The 24788-nt window shown below is 70.1% G+C and carries 29 protein-coding genes; 21 read left to right on the forward strand and 8 right to left on the reverse strand.

Translation table 11 applies throughout. The features are described from left to right. The coding region (locus AB0B50_RS14320; protein WP_362330147.1) for an FUSC family protein at window positions 1–1219 on the forward strand (1219 nt) is incomplete at its 5' end. A gap of 124 nt (window positions 1220–1343) precedes the next feature. Here AB0B50_RS14320 and AB0B50_RS14325 read toward each other — a convergent pair. The 3 genes from AB0B50_RS14325 to rpmB all read right to left on the reverse strand — a co-directional run bounded on the left by AB0B50_RS14325 (window position 1344) and on the right by rpmB (window position 2533). After that, the gene (locus AB0B50_RS14325; protein WP_362330150.1) at window positions 1344–1844 is read right to left on the reverse strand and encodes a hypothetical protein; all 501 of its coding nucleotides are present in this window, start codon (window positions 1842–1844) and stop codon (window positions 1344–1346) included. 104 nt (window positions 1845–1948) lie between these two features. Continuing rightward, complete coding sequence (gene rpsN, locus AB0B50_RS14330; RefSeq protein WP_362330153.1) at window positions 1949–2254, reverse strand: 30S ribosomal protein S14; 306 nt, start codon at window positions 2252–2254, stop codon at window positions 1949–1951. A gap of 42 nt (window positions 2255–2296) precedes the next feature. Further along, the gene (rpmB, locus tag AB0B50_RS14335) at window positions 2297–2533 is read right to left on the reverse strand and encodes a 50S ribosomal protein L28 (RefSeq protein WP_362330156.1); all 237 of its coding nucleotides are present in this window, start codon (window positions 2531–2533) and stop codon (window positions 2297–2299) included. 71 nt (window positions 2534–2604) lie between these two features. Between rpmB and rpmG the strand changes: the two genes are divergently transcribed. The 5 genes from rpmG (at window position 2605) to AB0B50_RS14360 (ending at window position 4957) form a co-directional block, all read left to right on the forward strand. Continuing rightward, window positions 2605–2769 carry a 50S ribosomal protein L33 gene (gene rpmG, locus AB0B50_RS14340; protein ID WP_044382365.1) on the forward strand — a complete coding sequence of 55 codons (165 nt, stop codon included), beginning with the start codon at window positions 2605–2607 and terminating at the stop codon, window positions 2767–2769. A 3-nt stretch (window positions 2770–2772) separates the two neighbouring features. Beyond that, window positions 2773–3021, forward strand: a complete 249-nt coding sequence (locus AB0B50_RS14345; RefSeq protein WP_362330159.1) for a type B 50S ribosomal protein L31 — start codon at window positions 2773–2775, stop codon at window positions 3019–3021. After that, window positions 3018–4166, forward strand: a complete 1149-nt coding sequence (locus tag AB0B50_RS14350; RefSeq protein WP_362330162.1) for a GTP-binding protein — start codon at window positions 3018–3020, stop codon at window positions 4164–4166. Before AB0B50_RS14345 ends, AB0B50_RS14350 begins: the two co-directional genes overlap by 4 nt. 3 nt (window positions 4167–4169) lie before the next feature. Beyond that, window positions 4170–4409, forward strand: coding sequence for a 30S ribosomal protein S18 (gene rpsR / locus AB0B50_RS14355; protein WP_362330165.1), 240 nt, complete (start codon window positions 4170–4172; stop codon window positions 4407–4409). Between the two features lie 308 nt (window positions 4410–4717). Beyond that, window positions 4718–4957 (forward strand): DUF397 domain-containing protein, encoded by a 240-nt coding sequence (locus AB0B50_RS14360; RefSeq protein ID WP_223775964.1) that lies wholly within the window; start codon window positions 4718–4720, stop codon window positions 4955–4957. A gap of 49 nt (window positions 4958–5006) precedes the next feature. On the opposite strand, the gene AB0B50_RS14365 is transcribed toward AB0B50_RS14360, so the two are convergent. Beyond that, complete coding sequence (locus AB0B50_RS14365) at window positions 5007–5495, reverse strand: ATP-binding protein (RefSeq protein ID WP_362330168.1); 489 nt, start codon at window positions 5493–5495, stop codon at window positions 5007–5009. A gap of 297 nt (window positions 5496–5792) precedes the next feature. Between AB0B50_RS14365 and AB0B50_RS14370 the strand changes: the two genes are divergently transcribed. From AB0B50_RS14370 to AB0B50_RS14405, 8 genes are all read left to right on the forward strand, one after another. Then, window positions 5793–6656 carry a helix-turn-helix transcriptional regulator gene (locus tag AB0B50_RS14370; RefSeq protein ID WP_362330171.1) on the forward strand — a complete coding sequence of 288 codons (864 nt, stop codon included), beginning with the start codon at window positions 5793–5795 and terminating at the stop codon, window positions 6654–6656. 78 nt (window positions 6657–6734) lie between these two features. Beyond that, window positions 6735–8192 carry an aldehyde dehydrogenase family protein gene (locus tag AB0B50_RS14375; protein ID WP_362330174.1) on the forward strand — a complete coding sequence of 486 codons (1458 nt, stop codon included), beginning with the start codon at window positions 6735–6737 and terminating at the stop codon, window positions 8190–8192. Between the two features lie 131 nt (window positions 8193–8323). Beyond that, window positions 8324–8875 (forward strand): DinB family protein, encoded by a 552-nt coding sequence (locus tag AB0B50_RS14380; RefSeq protein WP_362330177.1) that lies wholly within the window; start codon window positions 8324–8326, stop codon window positions 8873–8875. 31 nt (window positions 8876–8906) lie between these two features. Continuing rightward, complete coding sequence (locus tag AB0B50_RS14385) at window positions 8907–9548, forward strand: PadR family transcriptional regulator (protein WP_362330180.1); 642 nt, start codon at window positions 8907–8909, stop codon at window positions 9546–9548. A gap of 145 nt (window positions 9549–9693) precedes the next feature. Then, window positions 9694–10656 carry an ATP-binding cassette domain-containing protein gene (locus AB0B50_RS14390; protein WP_362330183.1) on the forward strand — a complete coding sequence of 321 codons (963 nt, stop codon included), beginning with the start codon at window positions 9694–9696 and terminating at the stop codon, window positions 10654–10656. Between the two features lie 8 nt (window positions 10657–10664). After that, window positions 10665–11444, forward strand: a complete 780-nt coding sequence (locus AB0B50_RS14395) for an ABC transporter permease (protein WP_362330437.1) — start codon at window positions 10665–10667, stop codon at window positions 11442–11444. Between the two features lie 87 nt (window positions 11445–11531). Then, window positions 11532–12302, forward strand: a complete 771-nt coding sequence (locus tag AB0B50_RS14400; protein WP_362330186.1) for a MerR family transcriptional regulator — start codon at window positions 11532–11534, stop codon at window positions 12300–12302. A gap of 93 nt (window positions 12303–12395) precedes the next feature. After that, window positions 12396–12554, forward strand: coding sequence for a hypothetical protein (locus AB0B50_RS14405; protein WP_362330188.1), 159 nt, complete (start codon window positions 12396–12398; stop codon window positions 12552–12554). Between the two features lie 74 nt (window positions 12555–12628). On the opposite strand, the gene AB0B50_RS14410 is transcribed toward AB0B50_RS14405, so the two are convergent. Continuing rightward, window positions 12629–12997 carry a YbjQ family protein gene (locus AB0B50_RS14410; RefSeq protein ID WP_362330190.1) on the reverse strand — a complete coding sequence of 123 codons (369 nt, stop codon included), beginning with the start codon at window positions 12995–12997 and terminating at the stop codon, window positions 12629–12631. A gap of 162 nt (window positions 12998–13159) precedes the next feature. Between AB0B50_RS14410 and AB0B50_RS14415 the strand changes: the two genes are divergently transcribed. Continuing rightward, the gene (locus AB0B50_RS14415) at window positions 13160–13849 is read left to right on the forward strand and encodes a VTT domain-containing protein (protein WP_362330193.1); all 690 of its coding nucleotides are present in this window, start codon (window positions 13160–13162) and stop codon (window positions 13847–13849) included. A gap of 16 nt (window positions 13850–13865) precedes the next feature. Here AB0B50_RS14415 and AB0B50_RS14420 read toward each other — a convergent pair whose 3' ends face one another. Both AB0B50_RS14420 and AB0B50_RS14425 read right to left on the reverse strand, forming a co-directional pair. After that, entirely contained in the window at window positions 13866–15539 is a 1674-nt protein-coding gene (locus AB0B50_RS14420) for a threonine/serine exporter family protein (RefSeq protein ID WP_362330196.1), read from the reverse strand. Window positions 15540–15657: 118 nt separating this feature from the next. Beyond that, the gene (locus AB0B50_RS14425; protein ID WP_055701044.1) at window positions 15658–16149 is read right to left on the reverse strand and encodes an inorganic diphosphatase; all 492 of its coding nucleotides are present in this window, start codon (window positions 16147–16149) and stop codon (window positions 15658–15660) included. Window positions 16150–16234: 85 nt separating this feature from the next. On the opposite strand from AB0B50_RS14425, the gene dacB reads away from it, so the two are divergent. From dacB to folE, 6 genes are all read left to right on the forward strand, one after another. Next, window positions 16235–17767 carry a D-alanyl-D-alanine carboxypeptidase/D-alanyl-D-alanine-endopeptidase gene (gene dacB / locus AB0B50_RS14430; RefSeq protein ID WP_362330199.1) on the forward strand — a complete coding sequence of 511 codons (1533 nt, stop codon included), beginning with the start codon at window positions 16235–16237 and terminating at the stop codon, window positions 17765–17767. Window positions 17768–18099: 332 nt separating this feature from the next. Further along, window positions 18100–19221: a zinc-dependent metalloprotease gene (locus AB0B50_RS14435; protein ID WP_362330202.1), complete on the forward strand. Its 1122-nt coding sequence runs from the start codon at window positions 18100–18102 to the stop codon at window positions 19219–19221. Between the two features lie 238 nt (window positions 19222–19459). Beyond that, window positions 19460–20488 carry a tRNA lysidine(34) synthetase TilS gene (tilS, locus tag AB0B50_RS14440; RefSeq protein ID WP_362330204.1) on the forward strand — a complete coding sequence of 343 codons (1029 nt, stop codon included), beginning with the start codon at window positions 19460–19462 and terminating at the stop codon, window positions 20486–20488. Between the two features lie 54 nt (window positions 20489–20542). Further along, a complete protein-coding gene (gene hpt / locus AB0B50_RS14445; RefSeq protein ID WP_055565725.1) occupies window positions 20543–21103 on the forward strand; it encodes a hypoxanthine phosphoribosyltransferase in 561 nt (186 codons plus the stop codon). Window positions 21104–21287: 184 nt separating this feature from the next. Next, a complete protein-coding gene (gene ftsH / locus AB0B50_RS14450) occupies window positions 21288–23309 on the forward strand; it encodes an ATP-dependent zinc metalloprotease FtsH (protein ID WP_362330207.1) in 2022 nt (673 codons plus the stop codon). A gap of 110 nt (window positions 23310–23419) precedes the next feature. Beyond that, a complete protein-coding gene (folE, locus tag AB0B50_RS14455; RefSeq protein WP_361171138.1) occupies window positions 23420–24025 on the forward strand; it encodes a GTP cyclohydrolase I FolE in 606 nt (201 codons plus the stop codon). 250 nt (window positions 24026–24275) lie between these two features. Here folE and AB0B50_RS14460 read toward each other — a convergent pair whose 3' ends face one another. Continuing rightward, on the reverse strand, window positions 24276–24761 hold the full coding sequence (locus AB0B50_RS14460; RefSeq protein WP_362330210.1) for a DUF3180 domain-containing protein: 486 nt from the start codon (window positions 24759–24761) through the stop codon (window positions 24276–24278). Window positions 24762–24788 lie beyond the last annotated feature (27 nt).

Raw genomic sequence — 24788 nt, forward strand, 5'->3', positions numbered from 1 at the left:
CCCGGCTCCCCGATCCTCTGCGAAACGGGACGTCCCCGCGGACCCCGCCCCCCGATCCACCCCCACCGGAGTCCAGTCCGACACCCAGGCCATCCCCCTCCTCCGCCCCACGCTCCCCGCCCTGGTCCCCGGAGTCCTCCGCGCCGTGCGGGCCGAGTTCCGGCACGACTCCCCGGTCACCCGCCACGCGATCCGCGTCACCGCCGTGGCCTGTGCCGGCTACCTCCTTGGCCACTGGCTCCCCTTCGGGCACGGCTACTGGGCCCCCATGGCCTCGGTCATGGTGATGCGGCCGGACTTCTCCCAGACGTACTCCCGCGCCGTGGCCCGCTTCGGCGGCACCCTCGTGGGCGTCGCGCTCGCCACGGCTGTGGTCCAGCTCGCCGACCCCGGCACCGGCCTGTCCGCCGCGCTCGCCGTGCTCTGCGCCGGAATGATGTACCTGCTGATGCGCACCGGCCAGGTGGCAGCGCAGGCCTGCGTCGCCGCGTACGTCGTGTTCCTGCTCGGCATGGGCGGCCAGCAGTGGACGCAGACGGTCCCGGAACGCGTGGTCCTGACCCTGCTCGGCGGCGTCCTCGCGATGATCGCGTACGCGGTCTACCCCGCGTGGGAGACCCCGCGCCTGCGCACCCGCCTCGCCGACTGGCTGGCGGCGGACGGCCGTTACGCCGCCGCGGTCGTCGACCACTACGCCCACCCGGCGGGCAAGACCTGCCCCGACGTGCGCGAGGCCCTGCTCGAAGCCCGCGACGCCCGCATCGCCTGGCAGGAGGCGGCGAGCCGCGCCAAGAACGAACCGGTGCGCCACCGGGGCCTGTCCCGCGCCGCGGCCGCCGACGCCGAGGAGACGCTGGCCCAACTGGGCCGCGTCGCCATGCTGATGGAGGCCCACCTCCCCGACCGCGACGCGACCCCCGTGCCCGCGGCGGCCCGCCTGGCACAGGCCCTGCGCACGTCGACGGAGCAGGGCGCGAAGGCGGTACGGGAACGCCGCGTCCCGCGCTGGGACGCGGTCCGCAAGGCCCTGGAGGAGTGGGACGGCGAGGGCGTACCCGACCGCGTGGTCCGCAGGGGAGCGGGCCTGCTCCTGGAGACCCTGGACGAACTGTCCGACGCCCTGGACACGACACCGCCACCGATGCTGGTCGACGGCTCGGCCACGAAGAGCCCGGACGCGGACGGGCCGCGGAACCGGAAAGGTCCCGCGGCCCGCTGACGAAATACGCCCGAAGGCGATGCCCGAAGGCCCCCAAGGCCCGAAGGCTCCCAAGGCCCGAAGGCTCCCAAGGCCCCAAGGCCCCAAGGCCCCAAGGCCCGAAGGCGATGCCCGACGCCGAGGCTCAGGACTGCGGCAACCCCGCGGTCGGCAGCCCTTCGGGCAGCTTCCCGCCCTCGGTCTTCAGGAACTCGTCCTTGCCGGCCCCTTCCCAGGCGACCTTCATCGACTTGCCGTCCACGGACTCGACCCGCCCCATCGTGCGGTCCGAATTCCCCTTCGGGCACTTGAGGTTGATCATCTGCGAGCCCATCTCGTCCCCCGCGGTGCCATTGCACAGCACGTCCTCGCCGAGCAGCGTCGCCGTCTTGCCGGTGACGGCGAGGGCGAGCGGCTTCCCGTCGGCGGTGGCGACCCACGTGCCTTCGAGGCTGCCGCCCTTGGCGCCGGAGTCGGAGCCTCCGGTCGAGCCGCCCTCGTCCGACGCGTCGGAGCCACCGGACGCGGACCCGGAGGACCCGTCGGCCGACCCCCGGTCCTTCTTGCCGCCACCGTCCCCGTCACTGCTGCACCCGGTCAGCGCGAGCGCGGCGGCGAGCCCCACCACCGCGACACCGACCCGCACACGACGGACACTACGGACGTACGTACGCACTTGAAGTCCCCCTAAAAGGCCTGGCGTTGCCGGAGTCGCCCCAAGTCGACGCCCCGGCCAAATCGCGCGCCAAGCTACCAGGAGGACTTGCGCACACCCGGCAGGTATCCGGCGTGCGCTTGCTCACGCAACCGCACCCTCGACAACCCGAACGCCCCCACGTATCCGCGCGGACGCCCGTCCACGCCGTCCCGGTTCCGCACCCGCGTCGCACTGGCGTCACGCGGCTGCCGCGCCAACTCCCGCTGTGCGGCGAGCCGTTCGGCGTCACTGCTGCCGCCCCGTCGGATGATCTCCTTCAGCACGGCCCGTCGCGCGGCGTACCGCGCGACGACCAGGCGCCGCTTCTCGTTCTTGGCGATCTTGCTCTTCTTGGCCATTGTTTTCCCTTCGAGGCCTTCGGCCTCCCTTTGGTTTCCCCTTCAGACCTTCACGCCACGGGCACGGATCCTGGCGACGGCCGCCTCGATCCCGATGCTGTCGACGGTCCTGATCCCCTTCGTGCTCAGCCGCAGCCGCACGTACCGCCCCTCGCTCGGCAGCCAGTACCGCTTGCGCTGGACGTTGGGGTCGAAGCGGCGGGACGTCCGCCGGTGGGAGTGGGAGATGTGGTTGCCGAAGCCGGGCTTCGCGCCGGTCAGCTGGCAGTGGGCGGACAAGGTGACGCACCTCTCGGTCGTAGGGACGGCCCCCCAATTGAAAACGGGAGTCATTTTCATATACTAGCCACATGGCCCGCAACGAACTCCGCCCCGTCATCAAGCTCCGGTCCACGGCCGGCACCGGATTCACCTACGTCACCCGCAAGAACCGCCGCAACGACCCCGACCGCCTCACGCTGCGCAAGTACGACCCGGTCGCGGGCCGCCACGTCGACTTCCGAGAGGAGCGCTGACCCATGCGCAAGGACATCCACCCGCCGTACGGCCCCGTCGTCTTCCGCGACAAGGCCGCGGGCTTCGCCTTCCTCACCCGGTCCACCGCGAGCAGTGCCAGGACGATCGAGTGGGAGGACGGCCGCACGTACCCCGTCATCGACGTCGAGGTCTCGTCCGCGAGCCACCCCTTCTACACGGGCACCGCCCGCGTGATGGACACCGCAGGCCGCGTCGAGCGCTTCGAGCGCCGCTTCGGGAAGCGCCGATGAGCGAGGGGACCGCGCTGGACGTCGTGATCGTCGGCGGCCTCCACGCGGACGCCCGCAAGGCGGCCGTCGACGCCCTCCTGGCCACCACACCCGGCAGCGTGGCCCTCCACCACGACCTGTCGACCGCCGTGCGGGGCACCGTCGTGCGCACCGTGCGTGACGCCACCGAGGTGCTCTCCGCCGGCGAGGCCCCGCTGGTCGACGACTGCGCCTGCTGCGCGCTCCGCGAGGACCTGGTGCCCGAGCTGCGGCGCCTCGCGGACGCGGGCCTGGCCGGGCCGGCGGTCGTAGAGCTGTGGGACTCGGTCGAGCCCAAGGCCATGGCGGAGGTGATCGCCGCGCACGGCGGCGAAGGCATCCGGCTCTGCGGTGTCGTCACGGCCGTCGACCCCGCCCTGCTCCTGCCCTACCTCGGCAACGGCGACGACCTCATGGAGGCCGGGCTCGCCGCCGCCCCCACCGACCAGCGCACCGTCGCCGACACCTGGGCACGCCAGCTGGAGTACGCCCCCGTGCTCGCCGTCGCGGACTCGGCCGAGGCCGACGACGAGGACCGCGCCCTGCTCGCCCAGCTCCACCCGACGGCGCGCCAAGTCCCGATCGGCGGCGACGACTTGGCGGTGGCCGCGCGCGTCGGCTTCGACGTCGAGGCCGCGGCCGCCGCGCAGCACCCCGCCTGTGCGCTGCTGCCCGCGGAGGCCGACGCGTGCGGGGTCTCCACCCTCGTATGGCATCGGGAGCGGCCCTTCCACCCGGGGCGGCTCTACGACGCCCTGGAGGACCTGACCTGCGCGGCGGCCCGCAGCCGGGGCCGGTTCTGGCTGGCCGACCACCCGGACACGCTGCTCGGCTGGGACGCGGCGGGCGGCGCGCTCTGCGTCGAGAGCGCCGGGCCGTGGCTGGCCTCGCTGCCGGACGCCGCGTGGGAGATGGTCCCGCCGGTGCGCCGCGCGGCCGCCGCCCTGGACTGGCACCCGGAGCACGGCGACTGCTGCAACCACCTGGTGTTCACCTCGCCGGGCCTGGACCGCGAAGGGCTCGAACGGGTCCTGGAGTCCTGCCTGCTGACGGACGAGGAGTACGCCGCCGGGCGCGACGCCTGGAAACACCTGCCCCCTGCCTTCGACACCCTCCTGGAGGTCTGACCCGTGTCCCCGCGCAAGTCCGCCGCCCGCCCGCAGAAGCCGAAGCCCAACCCCCTGGACGCCGCAGGCATCACGTACATCGACTACAAGGACACCGATCTGCTGCGGAAGTTCATCTCGGACCGCGGCAAGATTCGCAGCCGCCGGGTCACGCGGGTGACCGTGCGCCAGCAGCGCAGGATCGCCGCGGCGATCAAGAACGCCAGGGAGATGGCCCTGCTGCCGTACGGAGCTTCTCGCTGACGGAACCCCTTCCTCCCTCCCCCTTAGCGCACCGCGCCCGTTTTTTCCGGCACTTGGACGGAACATAAACGGGGCGGTGCGCGTCTGTTCCTAGAGCACGGCGGATTCGGCCCGGACGGCGAACCGGACGTAATGACAGACCTGCAATCGACGTACTGACAGATCTGTAACCAAGGGAACACCCCGCGTGCACGTGCATCTGCCCATGCATCGGCATGTGAACACAGCTATGATCCGGGACAGTTGACCACTGCATCTAGAGCCACATCCAGAGCCACCGACGGCACTGCACCACCGGGGAGCGATCTGTGCACCACGCGTTTAACGGCATGGCGGCCACGGAGCTTCACGGGGTGGTCTGGCAGAAGAGCAGACACAGCAACTCGCAGGGCTCGTGCGTGGAGTTCGCGAAGCTGCCGGGCGGCGACGTCGCCGTGCGCAACTCGCGCTTCCCGGACGGTCCGGCGCTCGTCTATACGCGCGCGGAGATAGAAGCGATGCTGCTGGGGATGAAGGACGGCGAGTTCGACCACCTCATAGGCGGCTAGTCCGCCGGGTGGACTCGGCCCGCCCGCGGGCCACGTCGTACCGGCGGACTCAACCCAGGCGGAACAGCGCCCAGACCACCTTGCCGCGCAGCGTGCCGGCGAGCGGGTGCCAGCCCCAGCCGTCGCTGAAGGAGTCCACCAGGAACAGGCCCCTGCCCGACTCCGCCGAGAAGTCGTCGTCGGTGTCGCGCGCGACCGGACTCTCGTCGCTGGGGTCGCGCACCGCGCACACCAGACGAGAGGCCCAGCGCATCAAGTGCAGCCGCACGGGCGGGTCCTGGCGTTCGCGCGGGGTGTCCGCGGGCAGCGCGTGCCGCAGGGCGTTGGTGACGAGCTCGGAGACGACGAGGGCGATGTCGTCGAATCTCTCCTCGAGATCCCACTGATCCAGCGTCGTGCGGGTGAACTGCCGTGCGCTGCCCACCGCTTCGTAACGGGCGGGGAGGGCGACGGACGCCGCGCTGGAGACCGCGGAGGGGTCGAGTGGGGGTAGCCCCTGCCGTAACGGCTCGAGCATGGTCGATCCATTCGTCCCCATGCGAGGCACTCCCCGGTTTCGCGGTACGTAGCGATGGAGCGGTGGCGCGGTCGGTCGCCGATGGTGCGTACAGCGGTGGCGCGCGGACCATGGTTCCGAATGCGTACAGCAGATGCAAGGGCAGATGCACGTGCACGCGCCGGACTTGGTCGCTCCCGTGCGCTTCTTGCCCATTTCTTCCTACGACTTCTTGTGGAGAGCTTTCGGAGCCTTTCCATTTCTGTAACCGGACGTGTACGGCCCGAAGCGTTTAATGGCAGACTGCTGGCTTCCAGTCGATGGGGAGGATTGAGCGAAGTGACCGCAGGGGAGTCGAGCGGCTCGGTGGTACGGCGCATCCTGCTGGGGTCGCAGCTGAGGCGCCTCAGGGAATCCCGCGGCATCACCCGCGAAGCGGCCGGATACTCCATCCGCGCCTCCGAATCGAAGATCAGCCGCATGGAGTTGGGACGGGTGAGCTTCAAGTCCAGGGACGTCGAGGACCTCCTGACGCTCTACGGCGTCACGGACGAAGCCGAGCGCGGCGCGCTCCTCTCCCTCGCCAAGGAGGCCAACCTCACGGGCTGGTGGCACAGTTACTCGGACGTCCTGCCCGGCTGGTTCCAGACATATATCGGTCTGGAGGGCGCGGCCTCGCTCATCCGCGTCTATGAAGTCCAGTTCGTCAACGGCCTGTTGCAGACCGAGGCGTACGCCCACGCGGTCGTCGCGCGCGGTATGAAGGGCGCGAGCAAGGCGGAGATCGAACGGCGCGTCGCGCTGCGCCTGGAGCGCCAGAAGCTCCTCGCCTCCGAGCACGCGCCCCGCTTCCACTGCGTCCTGGACGAGGCGGCGCTCCGACGCCCTTACGGCGACCGGGAGGTGATGAGGGGTCAGATCCAGCACCTCATCGAGATCTCCGAGCGCCCGAACGTCACGCTCCAGGTGATGCCGTTCAGCTTCGGCGGCCACTCCGGCGAGAGCGGCGCCTTCACCATGCTGAGCTTCCCCGAGTCCGACCTCTCGGACGTCGTGTACGTGGAGCAGCTCACCGGCGCGCTCTATCTCGACAAGGCGGAGGAAGTCGCCCAGTACGAACGGGTGGTGGCCCAGCTGCACAAGGACAGCCCGGATCCCGCGGACAGCCGAGACCTTCTCCGTGGTCTACTCCAACTCACCTGAAACATAAGTACTATGACGTGAGATCAGGTGTCTGCTTCCGTTTGCTTCCGTCTGCTGCCGCGGCAAGGGGTCCGTCTCATGTCCTTCTTCACTGACCTGGCTCATCAGTACATCGACGGTGAGTGGAAGGCCGGGTCCGGTTCCTGGGACATCATCGACTTCAATCCGTACGACGGGGAGAAGCTGGCGTCCATCACCGTCGCCACCGCCGACGAGGTCGACCAGGCCTACCGCGCCGCCGAGCGCGCGCAGAAGGAGTGGGCCCAGACCAACCCCTATGCCAGGCGTGCCGTGTTCGAGCGCGCCCTGCGGATCATCGAGGACCGCGAGGAGGAGATCACCGAGGCGATCATCGCCGAGCTGGGCGGCACCCGGCTCAAGGCGGCCTTCGAGATCCACCTCACCAAGGAGTTCCTGCGCGAGGCGGTCCATCTGGCGCTGAGTCCGGAGGGGCGGATCCTGCCGTCACCGGACGACGGCAAGGAGAACCGGCTGTACCGCGTCCCGGTGGGCGTGGTCGGTGTCATCAGCCCCTTCAACTTCCCGTTCCTGCTGTCGATCAAGTCGGTCGCCCCGGCGCTCGCGCTCGGCAACGCGGTGGTGCTCAAGCCGCACCAGAACGCCCCGGTGCTCGGCGGCAGCCTGGTGGCCAGGGTGTTCGAGGACGCCGGCCTGCCCGCCGGGCTGCTGAACGTCGTGATCACGGACATAGCCGAGATCGGCGACGCGCTCATAGAGCACCCGGTGCCGAGCGTCATCTCCTTCACCGGCTCGGACGCGGTCGGCCGCCATGTCGCCACGGTCTGTGCCGCGCACTTCAAGCGGTCGATCCTCGAACTGGGCGGCAACAGCGCCCTGATCGTCCTCGACGACGCCGACATCGACTACGCCGTGGACGCGGCGGTCTTCAGCCGCTTCGTCCACCAGGGGCAGGTCTGCATGGCCGCCAACCGCATCCTGGTGGACCGCTCGGTGGAGGCGGAGTTCACCGAGAAGTTCGTCGCCAAGGTCGCGACGCTCAAGGTCGGCGACCCGGCCGACCCGGCCACCCAGATCGGCCCGCTCATCAACTCCTCCCAGGCGGAGGGTGTCGCGACGCTCGTCGAGCAGACGGTCGAGGCGGGCGCGACGGCGCTGCTGCACGGCCGCACCGACGGGAACCTCGTGGCGCCTTCGGTGCTGACGGGCCTGCCCGCCGACTCCCCGGTGCTGAACCAGGAGATCTTCGGTCCCGTGGCGCTCCTGCTGCCCTTCGACGGCGAGGACGAGGCCGTACGCATCGCCAACGCCACTCCCTACGGCCTGAGCGGCGCCCTGCACACCGGCGACGTCGAGCGCGGCGTACGGCTCGCGAAGCGCATCGACACCGGCATGATCCACATCAATGACGGCACGGTGCACGACGAGCCGATCGTGCCGTTCGGCGGCGAGAAGCACTCCGGTGTCGGGCGGCTGAACGGCGAGGCGACGGTGGACGCCTTCACCACGCAGAAGTGGATCTCGGTGCAGCACGGCAGGTCGCGCTTCCCGTTCTGAGGATCTTCGCGCTGAGGATCTTCGCGCCCCCGAGCCCTTGCGGACAGAAGCTGACCGCAAGGGCTCGTAGCTTGTGGGTGTCGGCGGGAGAACCCGGCGGACATCGACTCCCTTGGGGAAAGGCGGACACCATGGTCACGCACGTGAACGCGGAAGCCCGTGGCGACGAGCGCGGCGCCCTCATCGCTTTCGTGGAGGCCCAGCGCGGCGGCATCCGCCGCTCGGTCATCGGCCTGACCGACGAGCAGGCGAACGCCCGCCCCAGCGCCAGCGAGCTGACCCTCGGGGGCCTGGTGAAGCACGTCGCCGAGACGGAGCTGAACTGGCTGCGCATGGCCCAGCAGAAGCCCAACGAGAGGGCCCGCACCCAGGAGACCTGGGCGGACAGCTTCCGCCTCGTGGAGGGCGAGACCCTCGCCGAGACGCTCGCCTTCTGGGAGCAAGTGGCCCGGGAGACCGAGGAGTTCATCCGTGCGGTGCCGAGCCTCGACGACACCTTCCCGCTGCCCGATGCGCCCTGGTTCCCCAAGGACGGCGCGGTGTCGATGCGCTGGCTGATGCTGCACCTGGTCGAGGAGATCGGGCGGCACGCGGGCCACGCCGACATCGTCCGCGAGTCCCTGGACGGGAAGACGGCCTTCGAGCTGGTGGCGCTGGAGCAGGGATACCCTAGTCAAAGTTGATGACCAGGGGGCTGAGGGAAGGGCGCGGTACATGTCGGCGATCCGGCTTCTGGTTCTGGGGGCCGTGCGCATGCACGGCCGCGCCCACGGCTATCAGGTCCGCAACGACCTGGAGTACTGGGGCGCCCACGAGTGGTCCAACGCCAAGCCGGGCTCGATCTACCACGCGCTGAAGCAGCTGGCCAAGCAGGGTCTGCTGCACGCCCACGAGGTCGCCCCGTCCACGGCCGGCGGCCCGCCCCGCACGGAGTACGAACTCACGGAGCAGGGCACGGAGGAGTACCTCTCCCTGCTCCGCGAGGCGCTGACCAAGTACGACCAGCGGCCCGACATCCTCACGGCGGGGCTCGGCTTCATGGTGGACCTGCCGCGCGAGGAGGTCGTCGGCCTGCTCAAGGAGCGGGCGCGGCGCATGGAGGAGTGGCGGGCCTCCGTCACCGAGTACTACATCCCCGAGGACGGCCCCGAACAGCTGGGCCACATCGGCGAGATCATGAACTACTGGGTGCACACGGCCGACACAGGCGCGGAGTGGACCAAGAGCCTCGCGGCCCGCATCGAGGGCGGCGCGTACACCTTCTCGGGCGAGGGCGAGCCCTTCGTGGGCGTGCTCGCCGAGGACCAGGAGAACCCGTACGCGACGGGGGAGCGGCACGCGGGCGACGACCGCTGAGTCGGTCCCGGACGACCGCCGACCCGGTCCGGAGGGCATCGGCCCGGTCCGGAAGGGGCGCTAATCAAGTTTGACGAATGGCTTCGGCTTGGCTATCTTCGCCCATCTAGTCAAGTTTGACTAAGTGGTCAGCGAGGGGAGCCGGATGACGGACGCGATCGTCGTCGAGGGTGCGCACAAGGCGTACAAGGAGAAGAAGGCGCTGGACGGCCTCGACCTGAGGGTCGGCTGCGGCACGGTGCACGGCGTGCTCGGACCGAACGGCGCGGGCAAGACCACGGCGGTACGGGTGCTCGCCACCCTGCTGCGCGCCGACGAGGGGCGCGTGGAGGTCGCGGGCCACGACGTGCGCCGCAGGCCCGACGAGGTGCGCAGGCGCATCGGTCTGCTGGGCCAGCACGCCGCCGTGGACGAGGAGTTGAGCGGTCGCCAGAACCTGGACATGTTCGGGCGGCTGCATCATCTGGGCGCCCGCCACGCGCGCGTGCGGGCGGATGAGCTCCTGGAGCGCTTCGGCCTCACGGACACGGGCCGCAAGGCGGTCAAGCAGTACAGCGGCGGCATGCGGCGCCGCCTGGACCTCGCGGCCTCCCTCATCACCGACCCCGAGGTGCTGTTCCTGGACGAGCCCACCACGGGCCTGGACCCGCGGGGCCGCGCGGAGGTGTGGGAGTCGGTGCGCTCGCTGGTCGGCGGCGGCACCACCGTGCTCCTGACCACGCAGTACCTGGAGGAGGCCGATCAGCTGGCCGACCGCATCTCGGTGATCGACGGCGGCCGTGTCATCGCGGACGGCACGGCGGACGACCTCAAGGCGAAGCTGGGCGGCGACCGGATCGACGTGGTGGTGCGTGACGCCTCCCAACTCGCCCGCGCGGCCGAGCTGTTGCCGTACGGCGCCACGGTGGACGCGGACCGCCGCATGGCCTCCGCGCCCGTGACGGACCGCATGGAGGCCCTCACGGGCGTCGTACGGGCCCTGCAGGACGCCGGCATCGAGGCCGAGGACGTGGCGCTGCGCAGGCCCACGCTGGACGAGGTGTTCCTGAGCCTGACGGGACGCACGGACGAGGCCGCACCCCGCGAACGTACGAAGGAGGGCGTGTGAGTACGTCGATGAGCTGGGCCGTCACGGACTCCTGGACCATGACCCGGCGCGAACTGGCCCACTGGGCGCGCCAGCCGGTGCAGGTGGTCGTCGGGCTCGCCTTCCCGGTGATGTTGTTGCTGATGTTCAACTACCTGATCGGTGGCGGCAAGGGCATCGAGGGGAATTACGCCGAGTTCCTGGTGCCCGGCATGTTCGCGCTGACCATGGCCTTCGGTCTGGACGCGACGATGGTCGCGGTCACGCAGGACCTGAACAAGGGCGTGATCGACCGTTTCCGCTCGATGCCGATGACCAACGGCGCGGTCCTGGTGGGGCGTTCGGTCGCGGACATGCTGCAGTCCTTCGCCGCGCTCCTGGTCATGATCGGGGTCGGGCTCGCCATCGGCTGGCGCTGGCACGGCTCGTTCGGCGCGGCCCTCGGCGCGGTCGGGCTGCTCCTGCTGCTGCGCTTCGCGATGCTGTGGATCGGCATCCACCTCGCGATGGTCGTGGGCCGTCCCGAGCTGGTGACGGCCGTGCAGATCCTGGTCTGGCCGGTCGGCTTCTTCTCGAACGCCTTCACGGTGCCGCAGAACATGCCGGCCTGGCTGGGCGCCGCCGTCGAATGGAACCCGATGTCGGCGACGGCCACGGCCGTGCGTGACCTGTTCGGCAACGACCCCGGCGTGGTGAACACCTCCTGGGCGGCGGAACACGCGGGGCTCCTCGCGGTGCTGTGGCCCGTGGCGCTGGTGGCGGTATTCCTGCCGTTGGCGGTGCGCAGGTTCGGGGCGCTGAGCAAGTAGCGACAGCGGCCTCCGGGCACGGGCTTGCACCTCACGCAACGTGAGGACGCAGGCTGGGGCGCGTACGACGAAGAGAGGGCGGAAGCCATGAGCTACTCGGTGGGACAGGTCGCCGGTTTCGCCGGAGTGACGGTGCGCACCCTGCACCACTACGACGAGATCGGCCTGCTCGCCCCCGGCGGGCGCAGCCACGCGGGCCACCGGCGCTACAGCGAGGCCGACCTGGACCGGCTGCAGCAGATCCTGTTCTACCGGGAGCTCGGCTTCCCCCTCGACGAGGTGTCGGCCCTCCTGGACGACCCGGAAGCGGACCCGCGCGCGCACCTGCGCCGCCAGCACGAGCTGCTGACTGCCCGGATCGAGAAGCTCCAGAAGATGGCCGCCGCCGTCGAGACGGCCATGGAGGCGAGAAAGATGGGCATCAACCTCACGCCCGAGGAGAAGTTCGAGGTCTTCGGCGACCAGGACCCCGACCAGTACGCAGAAGAGGTCCAGGACCGCTGGGGCAACACCGAGGCGTACCGCGAGTCGCAGCGCAGGTCCGCCTCGTACACCAAGGACGACTGGAAGCGGATCAACGACGAGTTCTCCGCGATCCACGCCCACATGGGTGACCTGCTCGACCAGGGGGTCGCGGCCGACTCCCAGGAGGCGATGGACGGCGCCGAGGAGCACCGCCTGTTCATCTGCCGGAACCACTACGAGTGCGCGCACGAACTGCACACCTGCCTCGGCGAGATGTACGTCTCCGACGAGCGGTTCACGGCCTTCTACGAGGCCATCCGGCCGGGGCTCGCGGTGTTCATGAGGGACGCGATCCTGGCGAACGCGGCGCGCGTGGGCCAGGGGAGCGTTTAGGCGGCCGCGACCTCGTGACAGGACGGGGCGGCGGGCCGACACTGCGGGTACGCACCGATTCCATGCGGATGCGCACCGATTCCTGGAGGCGTCATGTCCGGACTGCTCTCCCGCGTCACGAAGTTCGCCCGTAGTCCCGAGGGGCGGCGGGCCGTGCGTGAGGCCCGCCGCGCGTCCGCCGACCCCAAGCGCCGGGCGGACACCAAGCGGCTCATCGGCCGGCTGCGGAGCGGAAAGCACGGCAGGAAGTAGCGGGCTCCTGCGGAAGTGGCGGGCTCCTGCGGAGGCGGTGGGCCCCTGAGGAGGTGGCGGGCCCCCGGGTGGCGCTAGGGCTGCTGCTCGATCACCGCCGCGGTCCCGTACGCGCAGACCTCCGCCGCCCCGTCCATCGCCTCCGTCACGTCGAAGCGGAACATCAGGACGGCGTTGGCGCCACGCGCGCGTGCCTGCTCGATGAGGCGCTCCATGGCCTGGTTCCTGGTCTCCACGAGCGTCTTGGTCAGACCCTTCAGCTCGCCGCCGATCATGGACTTCAGGCCCGCGCCGATCTGGCTGCCGAGGTGGCGGGAGCGGACGGTGAGGCCGAAGACCTCGCCGATCACACGTGTCACGCGGAACCCGGGCACATCGTTGGTGGTCACGACGAGGACGTCGGACTGAGGATTGAGGCCGCCGCCGAAATCTTCGATACCCATGCCTCACAGCTTTGTCCTGGTTGGCCGGGAGTGCACCCTGGGAAGTGTGCGGTGCTCCTCGCAGGCGGGAAGGTGGAACCTGCCCGGGGTACCTCGCGTTGATAACTTTGGGCGGCTGCACCCGCCGCCGCACCGCCCCCTCACCCTCAGGAGCCCGGAACCGTGACGACGCTTGCGCTCGGACCAAGCTGGCTGGATCCGGATTACCTGCTCAACCAGTTCGGTCTCTGGGGCCTGCTGCTGATCGTCTTCGCCGAGTCGGGCCTGCTCATCGGCTTCTTCCTGCCCGGTGACTCGCTGCTGTTCACCACCGGCCTGCTGATCACCACGAACAAGCTGGACACCCCGCTGTGGCTGGCCTGCGTGCTGATCTGCCTCGCCGCGATCCTCGGCGACCAGGCGGGCTATCTCTTCGGCAAGAAGGTCGGCCCCGCGCTCTTCAACCGCCCGGACTCCAAGCTCTTCAAGCAGGAGAACGTGGTCAAGGCCCACGACTTCTTCGAGAAGTACGGCCCGAAGTCCCTGGTCCTCGCCCGCTTCGTGCCGATCGTGCGCACCTTCACGCCGATCATCGCCGGCGTCTCCGGCATGCGGTACCGCTCGTTCATCACGTTCAACATCATCGGCGGCGTCCTGTGGGGCGCGGGCGTCACGCTGCTCGGTGCCTGGCTCGGCAACATCGAGTTCGTCCACAAGAACATCGAGGCGATCCTCATCCTGATCGTCCTCATCTCGGTGGTGCCGATCATCATCGAGTTCCTGCGGGCGCGCGGGAAGTCCAAGAAGGCCGCGGCCGAGGGCGGCGCCCCGGGCCCGGCCCCGGCCCAGCGCGGCCGCCACGCGAAGCGCTGACCCCGGCCTCGTACGCCTAGAAGCCGCGCGTCCGCTTGGCCGCGCGGCGGTTCGCTGCAGACGTCGCGCCCGGCACCTTCAGGATCAGCCGGGAGACCTCGCTCCCCAGGTTCACGCCGATCGCGATGGCCAGCGCCGTAGCGACGGCCTTGGTGAGCGAGTTGATGCCCGTGTTCAGGTCGTTCTGCGCCAGCGCGAGCAGCCCGAAGTACGTCGCGCTACCGGGCAGCAGCGGACCGATCGCCGCAGTCACGTACGGCAGTGAGGACGCGAACCGGTAGCGCGAGAAGAGCTGCCCGAAGAGCCCCACCAGACCGGCCGCGACGGCCGTCGCGGCCACGGGCGACAGCTCCAGCGGGGTGTGCGCCAGGGCACCGAACATCACCCAGGCGATGCCGCCGTTGAGGGTCACGATCAGTACGGTGTGACGTTCCTGCTGGAGCAGGATCGCGAAGGCCAGGCTCAGCGCCATGGACGCCAGGATCTGGATCACGGGACGCGTCGAGGAGACGCCGAACTTCGTCTCCGGAGTCAGGTTCGTGGCGTCGAGCATCACGCCGAGCGACAGCACGAGCAGCACGCCGCAGACGATGCCCACGATGAGGTACATGACCTCCAGGAGGCGCGCGGCCGCGGTGATGTAGTAGCCGGTCAGGCCGTCCTGCACGCCCGCCACCAGGGCCCGCCCGGGGATCAGCGCGAAGAGGCCACCGGTGATGACCGCGGAGGCCATCGACGCCTCGGTGTGGACGAAGCTGAGCGCCACGCCCATCAGGGCGGGCGGCATCGCGGCGCCCACGAACTGGTAGAACTCCGGCAGCCCGCGCCCCGCGCACAGCCAGGCGAGCCGGTCGCCGAGCATCGCGCCGACGGCGGCCACCAGGAAGACCAGCGCGCCACCGCCGACCAGCACGGACGCGGCGCCCGCGAGCAGCCCGCTGGCGGCCGTGAGGGCCCAGCCGGGGTAGGGGTGGCGGTTGCGTCGGATGCCCGCGAGACGGCGGTAGGCCTCCTCAAGGGAGACGTCGATCTCCGGGTCGCTGATGTCGTCCACCAGGTGGAAGACGGCCGCGAGACGCGTGTAGTCCGTGCCCCGGCGGCGCACCGTCCTGGAGGCCGTGACGGGGTCGTCCACCAGCGAGGGCTGGTGCGAGATCGACAGGAGCGTGAACGTCACGTTGGGCTCGCAGCGGTCGAGGCCGTACGAACGGCAGACCGCGAACATGGCCGCCTCGACGTCCTCGGCGCCCTCACCGCCCGCGAGCAGCAGCTCGCCGATACGCAGCGTCAGGTCGAGCACGCGGGGCACGGCGGGCCCGGACTCGTCCTCCTGCTTCTGCGCGGCCTCGGGCGCGGGCCGCTCGGCGACCGGCATGCGCAGCATCGTGCGCATCTGGTCCTGCCAGGGCACGTCCTTGGTGAGCCGCACCAGGGGGATGCCCTGGGCGGGCGTGAAGGCCTGCGGGGCGTTGCGCGCGCTGTAGGTGTGGGGGGTCGTGAACGCCGACTTCTCGGTCTCCTGGGTCGTCGACGACGGCGTCGCGAGCCCCGTGGGGATGGCGAACTCGGACGTGGTCGACGACTCGTCCTCAGGCGCCGGCGGCTGCGTGGCCACCCCGCTGGGCTGCGCGAACGCACTGCGGGCCTCGTCCGACTGCGGCTTGCGGTCCTCGGCCTCCTGCTCGGCCACTGATGCCCTCACTTCTCATACGACGCCTACGCACCCTCCGTATGGCCAGTATGGGCACAGATACACGAACGGGCCGCGTGACCCCCATGGGTCACGCGGCCCGCCCGGGGCGAGAGGCTCAGTGACCGCCCTCGTCCTTGAAGCGCTTGTACGAACGCTCGATCTCGGCCTCGGCGTCCGCGCGGCCGACCCAGTCGGCGCCCTCGACGGACTTGCCGGGCTCCAGGTCCTTGTAGACCTCGAAGAAGTGCTGGATCTCCAGGCGGTCGAACTCGGAGACGTGGTGGATGTCGCGCAGGTGCTCCACGCGCGGGTCCGAGGCCGGGACGCAGAGCAGCTTGTCGTCGCCGCCCGCCTCGTCGGTCATCCGGAACATGCCGATCGCGCGGCACTTGATGAGGCAGCCCGGGAAGGTCGGCTCGTCCAGGATGACGAGGGCGTCCAGCGGGTCACCGTCCTCGCCGAGGGTGTTCTCGACGAAGCCGTAGTCCGCGGGGTAGCTGGTCGACGTGAAGAGGCGACGGTCCAGACGGATCCGGCCGGTCTCGTGGTCCACCTCGTACTTGTTCCGCGAACCCTTCGGAATCTCGATGGTGACGTCGAACTCCACGGGTGGCTCCTCCATGATCAGCACATACTTCGGGTGATTAAGTGTCCCTCACGCAGATGTGTGATCGCGAAAGGGGCTGGTCGTCGTGCCGGAGCTCAAGCCTTGGCAGCGGCCTCGACAGCTGGTGAGACAGCTGTCCAAGCCTTCTGCCGCCAAGCTTCTCGGGGTATCCGCGAAGCTCGGGACCTGGCAACTCACGGCGGGTGCCGCCACCCTCGGCCTCGTTGTCGCGGCCGGGGCTGTGGCCGCGGCCGGCCCTTGGGACTCCTCCGGCCAGCGTACGGCCGAGCGGGAGTGGGCCGCTTCTCAGGAGGCCGAGGGTGGCGCAGATCACGGCGGGCGTACGCCGGGCGGCGTGCCCGAATCGGCCCCGAGCGCCCCTTCTGTGCTCGCGGGGCTCGGCGCACCCGCGGGGACGGCTCCGGCGCCCACCGACGGCGCCCTCGCGGACGTGCTCGACCCGCTCCTGAAGGACCCGGCGCTCGGCCCTGAGCGCTCGGCCGTCGTGCTGGACGCGGTGACCGGGAAGCGGCTCTACGGCAAGGGCGCGGGCGACGCGCTGACCCCGGCCTCCACGACCAAGATCGCCACAGCGGTCGCGGCGCTGTCCGCGGCGGGTCCCGACCACCGGATCGCCACGAAGACGGTCATCGAGCCCGACTCCGAGGACGTCGTCCTGGTCGGCGGCGGCGACCCCACGCTGACCGCCCGCAAGGAGGGCAGGTACGTCGACACCGCGGCGAGCCTGCGCACCCTGGCCGAGGAGACGGCCCGCGCCCTGAAGGCCCGTGGCGTGGACGAGGTGAGGCTCTCGTACGACACCTCGCTGTACTCGGGGCCGCCGCGGCACCCCATCGGGCGCAACGAGAACCTCACCCTGGTGAGCCCCCTGATGGCCGACGAGGGGCGCCTCGACGACTCCTCCAGCGGGACCGCCGACCGCACGGACGACCCGGCGGGCGACGCGGCGAGGAAGTTCGCGGGCTTCCTGAAGGACCACGGCGTCAAGACCAAGGCCAAGGGCGACCCGGGCCCCTCCAAGGCCTCGGACCGCGCGGAGTCGCTCGCGAAGGTCGAGTCGCCGCCGCTCTCGGCCCTGGTCGAGCGGATGCTGACGCACAGCGACAACGACATCGCCGAGGCCCTGGCCCGCCAGACGGCCATCGCCGCGAAGGAACCGGCGAGCTTCGACGGCGCCGACAAGGCGGTCCGTGACCAGCTCGCCGAGCTCGAACTCCCCCTCACCGGCGCGAAGTTCGCGGACGGCAGCGGCCTGGACCGCGCCGACCGCATCTCCGGCGAACTCCTCGCGGCCCTCCTGGACCGCGCCGCCGACCCGGCCCACCCCGAACTGCGCTCCGTGGTGACGGGCCTGCCCGTCGCGGGCTTCACCGGCACGCTCGTCGACCGCTACCCCAAGGACTCCCCGGGCACCGGCGTCGTACGTGCCAAGACCGGCACCCTGTCGGGCGTGAACACCCTGGCCGGCACGGTGGTGGACGCGGACGGCCGCCTCCTGGTCTTCGCCTTCATGACCACGGGTACGACGGACCCCGACGCGGCCCAGGCGGCCCTGGACCGTATGGCTTCGACAGTGGCGAACTGCGGCTGCCGCTGAGCACCATCTGCGACTCCGCCGCGTGGGCGCGACCGTTCACTGTTGGCGTGTACCTCCGTGCCCCGTTGAGGGGCGCGGGGAACTGCGCGACAAGCCACAGCGGACGCGCAGCCGAACAGCGACCAGCTCTGCCCCGTCCGCGTACCGGGCCCGCAGGGGCTGCGCCCCGTCAGGGGCGCGGGGAACTGCGCGAGCGGCCGCCTGCGGCCCGCAGCCGCATCGAGACCAGCCCCGCCCCACCCGCACAACAGGCCCCCTAGGGGCCGAGCTCCCGGGCAACGTCAGGGGTGCAAGCCCCTCCGCAGGAGGGAGCGACCACGTACCGTTGACGCATGACGAGCATCGGTGGTGCGGAGATGGTCGACTGGAATCTCGCGGTGGCGACCGCGACCCGGCTCGTGAGGCCGGGGCCAGAGGTGAGCCGGGACGAGGCGCGGGCCGTCGTCGCCGAGCTCCGTCGGCACGCCAAGTCCTCGGAGGAACACGTCCGTTCCTTCACGAAGATGGGCACGGAGGAGACCCACGACACCCCGGTCCTCGTGGTCGACAGAGCAGGCTGGGTCCGGGCCAACGTGGCGGGCTTCAGGGAGATCCTCAAGCCCCTCCTGGACAAGATGCAGGACCGCAGGGGCAGCGGTCCCGGCGGCGCCGTCCTCGGCGCGGTCGGCGGCAAGGTCACCGGCGTGGAGCTGGGCATGCTGCTCTCCTTCCTCGCCTCCCGCGTCCTCGGGCAGTACGAGACCTTCGCCCCGGCCACCCGCGACCTCCCCGCGGGGGCGAACGGCGGCGGCAGGCTCCTCCTCGTCGCCCCGAACATCGTGCACGTCGAGCGCGAACTGGACGTCGACCCCCACGACTTCAGGCTCTGGGTCTGCCTCCACGAGGAGACCCACCGCACCCAGTTCACCGCCGTGCCCTGGCTGCGCGACCACCTCGAAGGCGAGATCCAGTCGTTCCTCGGCGAGACCGAGGTCGACCCGATGACCGTCCTGGAGCGCGTCAGGGAGGCCGCCCAGTCGCTCGCGGGAGGCCGCCCCGAGGGCGAGGAGGACGACGGCGGCCGCTCCCTCGTCGAGATCGTCCAGACCCCCGCCCAGCGCGAGATCCTCGCCCGCCTGACAGCCGTGATGTCCCTCCTGGAAGGCCACGCGGACTTCGTGATGGACGGCGTGGGCCCGGCCGTGGTGCCCTCCGTGGGCGAGATCCGCGAGAAGTTCAAGGAGCGCAGGGCCCGCGGCGCGAGCCGCCTGGACCAGGCGCTGCGCAAGCTCCTGGGGCTCGACGCGAAATTGCGCCAATATCGCGACGGCGAGCGCTTCGTGCGCGCGGTGGTGGACGAGGTCGGCATGGACGGCTTCAACCGCGTCTGGACGTCCCCGAACACGCTGCCCACTAAGGCGGAGATCGCCAAACCGGCGGACTGGGTCGCGAGGGTGCACCGTAAGGGAGACTGAGGGACCGGATGCGGCCGACGGCAGGAGAACGCCCCCGCAATCACCCGTCCGAGGGACCGTAGGCGATGGGTAGGCGTGCAATGCTCGGGGAACGGCTCGGCTCTGTCACCATCGACACACTCTGAGTGACTGAAACTCGGGATTCCGAGGTCTGGCGAAGACCAGGCCCGGTCTCCGGAGTGGGTCCTGAGTGATTGGTCCGAGGCTCACCCCCCGAACTTCATGAAGGGAACCGGACATGGGTCCCCATCCTGCGGTCGCGGCGATACGCCTGGCGGTCCGCCGCGTACTCCACGACGTACTGACCGACGTACAGCGCAGCTCCGAGAACGACCCCCCACACGAGCAGGCCCCGCCGCCGCTCGTGCTCGTCGCATGCTCCGGCGGCGCCGACTCCATGGCGCTCGCCTCCGCCCTCGCCTTCGAGGCCCCCAAACTCGGTGTCCGCGCCGGCGGCATCACCGTCGACCACGGCCTGCAGCCCGGCTCGGACCTGCGCGCCGCCGAGGTCGTCGTGCGCCTCACGGCCCTCGGCCTGACCCCGGTCGAGTCCGTCGCCGTGGACGTGGGCCGCGACGGAGGCCCCGAGGCCGCCGCCCGCGACGCCCGCTACGCCGCCCTGGATGCCGCCGCCGAACGGCATTCAGCGGCCGCGGTCCTGCTCGGCCACACCCGCGACGACCAGGCCGAGACCGTCCTGCTCGGCCTCGCCCGCGGCTCCGGGATCCGCTCCCTCTCCGGAATGGCCGCGATCTCGGGGGTCGCGGGCCGTTACCGCCGTCCCTTCCTGCACATCGACCGGCAGACGGCCCGCAAGGCCTGCATGGTCCAGTCGCTGCCCGTCTGGGACGACCCGCACAACACCGACCCGGCGTACACCCGCTCCCGGCTGCGCCACGAGGGCCTGCCCGCCCTGGAGAAGGCGCTCGGCAAGGGTGTCGTCGAGGCGCTCGCCCGGACGGCCCAGCTGTCCCGTGACGACGCCGACGCCCTCGACTCGTGGGCCACCCAGGCCGAGGCGACCGTGCGCGACGCCGCGGGCCTCCTGGAGTGCGCCAAGCTCTACGCCCTGCCGCCCGCCGTGCGCCGCCGCATCGTGCGCAGGGCGGCCATCGACGCCGGGGCGCCCGCCGGATCGCTGTTCGCCCGGCACATCGAAGAGGTCGACCGTCTGATCACCGGCTGGCGCGGCCAGGGAGCCATCAATCTCCCGGGCAAAGTCGTGGCTCAGCGACAGGGTGGCAGACTGGTGATCCGGCAAGGCTGACGAGAGGCCACGTTCACCGTGGGCCCTGTGCGGCCGGTGGGACGACCGAAAGTGATGCGGGTGGACGCGAAAGACATGGGCACCGACCTCAAGTCGGTGCTCATCACCAAGGAAGAGATCGACGCGAAGCTGGCCGAGCTGGCCGCGAAGGTCGACGCGGAGTACGCGGGCAAGGACCTGCTGATCGTCGGTGTCCTCAAGGGCGCCGTGATGGTCATGGCGGACCTGGCGCGCGCGCTGTCCACCCCCGTCACGATGGACTGGATGGCCGTGTCCTCGTACGGCGCGGGCACCCAGTCCTCCGGCGTCGTACGGATCCTCAAGGACCTGGACACCGACATCAAGGGCAAGCACGTCCTGATCGTCGAGGACATCATCGACTCCGGTCTGACGCTGTCCTGGCTGCTCTCCAACCTCGGCTCGCGCGAGCCCGCCTCCCTCGAGGTGTGCACGCTCCTTCGCAAGCCGGAGGCGGCGAAGGTCGCGATCGACGTGAAGTGGATCGGCTTCGACATCCCGAACGAGTTCGTCGTGGGCTACGGCCTCGACTTCGCGGAGAAGTACCGCAACCTCCCGTTTGTCGGAACGCTCGCTCCGCACGTCTACGGAGGCTGACGCTCCGTAAGGCCGTGCACGGCGCCGGGGAACCCTCACCCGTTTCCCCGCGTTGGAGCATGCGAAGGCGGGATTGCCAGCCGTCCCGTGCGGCTTCGGGTCACAATGCTGGGGTACCGTCCGAAGAACAGTCTTTATCAAACTCACTATGGCAGGAGGGACGGGGCGTCATCGCTCCGTATGGATGGACGTGAAGCGATACTTCCGTGGGCCAGTCATGTGGATCGTGCTGGCCGTCCTTGCCGTGGTCGTGTTGATGCAGGTCGTCGGCTCGTCCGGTGGCTACAAGACGGTGGACACCGGCCAGGTCGTCCAGGCGATCAACGAGAACAAGGTCGAGTCGGCCAAGCTCACCACCGGTGACGAGCAGATCATCAAGGTCGAGCTCAAGGACGGCCAGAAGGTCAAGGACAGCAGCAAGATCCAGGCGAGCTACATCGGCGACCAGGGCGTCGAGCTGGCCAAGACCCTGCAGTCCAAGTACCAGACCAAGGACATCCCGGACGGTTATACCGTCTCGCCGTCGAAGCAGAACCCGTTCGTCGGCATCCTGCTCTCGCTGCTCCCCTTCGTCCTCATCGTCGTTGTCTTCCTGTTCCTGATGAATCAGATGCAGGGCGGCGGCTCCCGGGTCATGAACTTCGGGAAGTCCAAGGCCAAGCTGATCACCAAGGACACCCCGAAGACGACCTTCGCCGATGTGGCGGGGTCCGACGAGGCAGTCGAGGAGCTCCACGAGATCAAGGAGTTCCTGCAGGAGCCGGCGAAGTTCCAGGCCGTCGGCGCCAAGATCCCCAAGGGCGTGCTCCTCTACGGCCCGCCCGGTACCGGTAAGACGCTGCTCGCGCGTGCCGTCGCCGGTGAGGCCGGGGTTCCGTTCTACTCGATCTCCGGTTCCGACTTCGTCGAGATGTTCGTCGGTGTCGGTGCCTCCCGTGTGCGTGACCTCTTCGAGCAGGCCAAGGCGAACGCCCCGGCGATCGTCTTCGTCGACGAGATCGACGCGGTGGGCCGCCACCGTGGTGCCGGTCTCGGCGGTGGTCACGACGAGCGCGAGCAGACGCTGAACCAGCTGCTCGTCGAGATGGACGGCTTCGACGTGAAGGGCGGCGTCATCCTGATCGCCGCCACGAACCGGCCCGACATCCTCGACCCGGCGCTGCTGCGTCCCGGCCGCTTCGACCGGCAGATCGCCGTCGACCGCCCGGACATGCAGGGCCGTCTGGAGATCCTCAAGGTTCACCAGAAGGGCAAGCCGGTCGCTCCGGACGTCGACCTGTCGGCGGTCGCGCGGCGCACGCCGGGCTTCACCGGCGCGGACCTGAGCAACGTCCTCAACGAGGCCGCGCTCCTGACCGCCCGCAGCGACAAGAAGCTGATCGACAACCTCATGCTGGACGAGGCGATCGACCGTGTCGTGGCCGGCCCGCAGAAGCGGACCCGGATCATGTCCGACAAGGAGAAGAAGATCACCGCGTACCACGAGGGCGGACACGCCCTGGTCGCGGCGGCCTCGCCGAACTCGGACCCGGTCCACAAGGTCACGATCCTGTCGCGCGGCCGGGCCCTGGGTTACACCATGGTCCTGCCCGACGAGGACAAGTACTCCACCACGCGCAACGAAATGCTCGACCAGCTGGCATACATGCTGGGCGGGCGCGCGGCCGAGGAGCTCGTCTTCCACGACCCGACCACGGGCGCGGCGAACGACATCGAGAAGGCCACGGCCACCGCTCGCGCGATGGTCACGCAGTACGGCATGACCGAGCGTCTCGGCGCGATCAAGTTCGGCGGGGACAACACCGAGCCGTTCCTCGGGCGCGAGATGTCGCACCAGCGGGACTACTCGGAAGAGGTCGCCGCGCTGGTCGACGAAGAGGTCAAGAAGCTCATCGAGACCGCGCACAACGAAGCGTGGGAGATCCTCGTCGAGAACCGCGACATCCTCGACAACCTGGTTCTCCAGCTCCTCGAGAAGGAGACCCTCGGCAAGGAGCAGATCGCCGAGGTCTTCGCCGGAATCGTGAAGCGCCCGGCCCGCCCGGCGTGGACCGGCTCCTCGCGGCGTACGCCCTCGACCCGCCCGCCGGTGCTCTCCCCCAAGGAGCTGTCGCTGACGAACGGTGCGAACGGCGCCACCCCCGCGATCACCACGAGCAAGGAGCAGCCCATCGAGGTGGCCCCGGAGGACCGCCCCGAGAGCTGACCCCCTGCGCCTCATCAGGCCCGGAATGGATGCCGCGCCCCCCAGGTTCTAGCCTGGGGGGCGCGGCATTTTCGTACGCCCGCGCGAGACGCACAGGAACGAGGCAAGAGATGACCGACCCGGTGACGCTGGACGGCGAGGGCTCGATCGGTGAGTTCGACGAGAAGCGTGCCGAGAACGCCGTGCGTGAGCTGCTGATCGCCGTGGGGGAGGACCCCGACCGTGAGGGCCTCCTGGAGACCCCGGCGCGCGTCGCGCGGGCGTACCGGGAGATATTCGCGGGCCTGTGGCAGAAGCCCGAGGACGTCCTGACGACGACGTTCGACCTGGGGCACGACGAGATGGTCCTGGTGAAGGACATCGAGGTGATGAGCTCCTGCGAGCACCACCTGGTGCCGTTCGTGGGCGTCGCCCACGTCGGGTACATCCCGTCCTCCGACGGCAAGATCACCGGCCTGTCGAAGCTGGCCCGCCTCGTGGACGTGTACGCGCGCCGCCCCCAGGTCCAGGAGCGCCTGACCACGCAGATCGCCGACTCCCTGATGGAGATCCTGGAGCCGCGCGGCGTCATCGTGGTCGTGGAGTGCGAGCACATGTGCATGACGATGCGCGGCGTACGCAAGCCCGGCGCCAAGACGATCACCTCGGCGGTCCGCGGCCAGCTGAGGGACCCCGCGACGCGCAATGAGGCGATGAGCCTGATCATGGCCCGCTGACCGGGGTCGATTTCGGATCAGCGTCTCAACTTGCCGTCCGCGGTCGGTGGTTGAGGCGCCATGTGTGGGACACGGGCCCGAGCCGGGCTGAAGGCTGCGTGCACGGCACATGCGAGTGGGCAGTCCGGCGCGAGCACGCAGTCGAGCCGGAGCTGGGGACCACTTCGGCGCTCAAGTGCCAGGGGCCGGGACAGGGGAGTCAGTCGGCGCTGTAGGGGCCTGTGAGGCGCCGGGAGGGGCTCGGTGGCCCCTAGGCCGCCGAGGTCGCTCCGCCGCTCTCGTCGTCGTCCTCAGGGAGCTTGCAGACCCGCTCCATGAAGAAGGCGGCCGCTATCACCGCGATGCCCATCAGGACCGAGAGGCCGGCGTAGATCGCCTGGTCGCGGCGGGCCGGGACGTCGAGGAACTCGAGGAGGAAGGCGCCCGTGCCGCCGTACATCCCGGCGACGAGGGCCGCCACCAAGGCGCTGGCCTGGCCGAACACGACGGCGCGGGCCGCCATCATCGGCTCGACGCCCTTCGCGTCGGGGCGGCGCTCGCGCTGGGCGCGCAGGCGCGAGCGCAGCGAGAGCGCCGTCGAGAGCAGGACGACGGCGATCACCGCGAGCACGATCGGCGCGGCCAGCGGAACCCGCGGCAGCGTGCCGACGGAGTCCCACAGGCGGGCGCCCGACCAGGACAGCACTCCGGCCGCGAGGAAGAGGCCGACCAGCGTCCTGATACGCAGTTGCTTCACGGGTGACCCTTCATCGCTTGCTTTCCT

The organism is Streptomyces sp. NPDC041068 (assembly GCF_040647455.1).
Lineage (GTDB): Bacteria > Actinomycetota > Actinomycetes > Streptomycetales > Streptomycetaceae > Streptomyces.

Excerpts from the sequence above, each read along its gene's own strand:
- AB0B50_RS14435 (WP_362330202.1), top strand. The coding sequence starts at position 18,100 with ATGACGAGCATCGGTGGTGCGGAGATGGTCGACTGGAATCTCGCGGTG.
- rpsN (WP_362330153.1), bottom strand. The coding sequence starts at position 2,254 with ATGGCCAAGAAGAGCAAGATCGCCAAGAACGAGAAGCGGCGCCTGGTC.
- tilS (WP_362330204.1), top strand. The coding sequence starts at position 19,460 with ATGGGTCCCCATCCTGCGGTCGCGGCGATACGCCTGGCGGTCCGCCGC.
- AB0B50_RS14345 (WP_362330159.1), top strand. The coding sequence starts at position 2,773 with ATGCGCAAGGACATCCACCCGCCGTACGGCCCCGTCGTCTTCCGCGAC.
- AB0B50_RS14390 (WP_362330183.1), top strand. The coding sequence starts at position 9,694 with ATGACGGACGCGATCGTCGTCGAGGGTGCGCACAAGGCGTACAAGGAG.
- AB0B50_RS14350 (WP_362330162.1), top strand. The coding sequence starts at position 3,018 with ATGAGCGAGGGGACCGCGCTGGACGTCGTGATCGTCGGCGGCCTCCAC.
- hpt (WP_055565725.1), top strand. The coding sequence starts at position 20,543 with ATGCGGGTGGACGCGAAAGACATGGGCACCGACCTCAAGTCGGTGCTC.
- AB0B50_RS14385 (WP_362330180.1), top strand. The coding sequence starts at position 8,907 with ATGTCGGCGATCCGGCTTCTGGTTCTGGGGGCCGTGCGCATGCACGGC.
- AB0B50_RS14405 (WP_362330188.1), top strand. The coding sequence starts at position 12,396 with ATGTCCGGACTGCTCTCCCGCGTCACGAAGTTCGCCCGTAGTCCCGAG.
- folE (WP_361171138.1), top strand. The coding sequence starts at position 23,420 with ATGACCGACCCGGTGACGCTGGACGGCGAGGGCTCGATCGGTGAGTTC.
- AB0B50_RS14410 (WP_362330190.1), bottom strand. The coding sequence starts at position 12,997 with ATGGGTATCGAAGATTTCGGCGGCGGCCTCAATCCTCAGTCCGACGTC.
- ftsH (WP_362330207.1), top strand. The coding sequence starts at position 21,288 with ATGGACGTGAAGCGATACTTCCGTGGGCCAGTCATGTGGATCGTGCTG.
- AB0B50_RS14365 (WP_362330168.1), bottom strand. The coding sequence starts at position 5,495 with ATGGGGACGAATGGATCGACCATGCTCGAGCCGTTACGGCAGGGGCTA.
- AB0B50_RS14400 (WP_362330186.1), top strand. The coding sequence starts at position 11,532 with ATGAGCTACTCGGTGGGACAGGTCGCCGGTTTCGCCGGAGTGACGGTG.
- rpmG (WP_044382365.1), top strand. The coding sequence starts at position 2,605 with ATGGCCCGCAACGAACTCCGCCCCGTCATCAAGCTCCGGTCCACGGCC.
- AB0B50_RS14375 (WP_362330174.1), top strand. The coding sequence starts at position 6,735 with ATGTCCTTCTTCACTGACCTGGCTCATCAGTACATCGACGGTGAGTGG.
- AB0B50_RS14395 (WP_362330437.1), top strand. The coding sequence starts at position 10,665 with ATGAGCTGGGCCGTCACGGACTCCTGGACCATGACCCGGCGCGAACTG.
- AB0B50_RS14380 (WP_362330177.1), top strand. The coding sequence starts at position 8,324 with ATGGTCACGCACGTGAACGCGGAAGCCCGTGGCGACGAGCGCGGCGCC.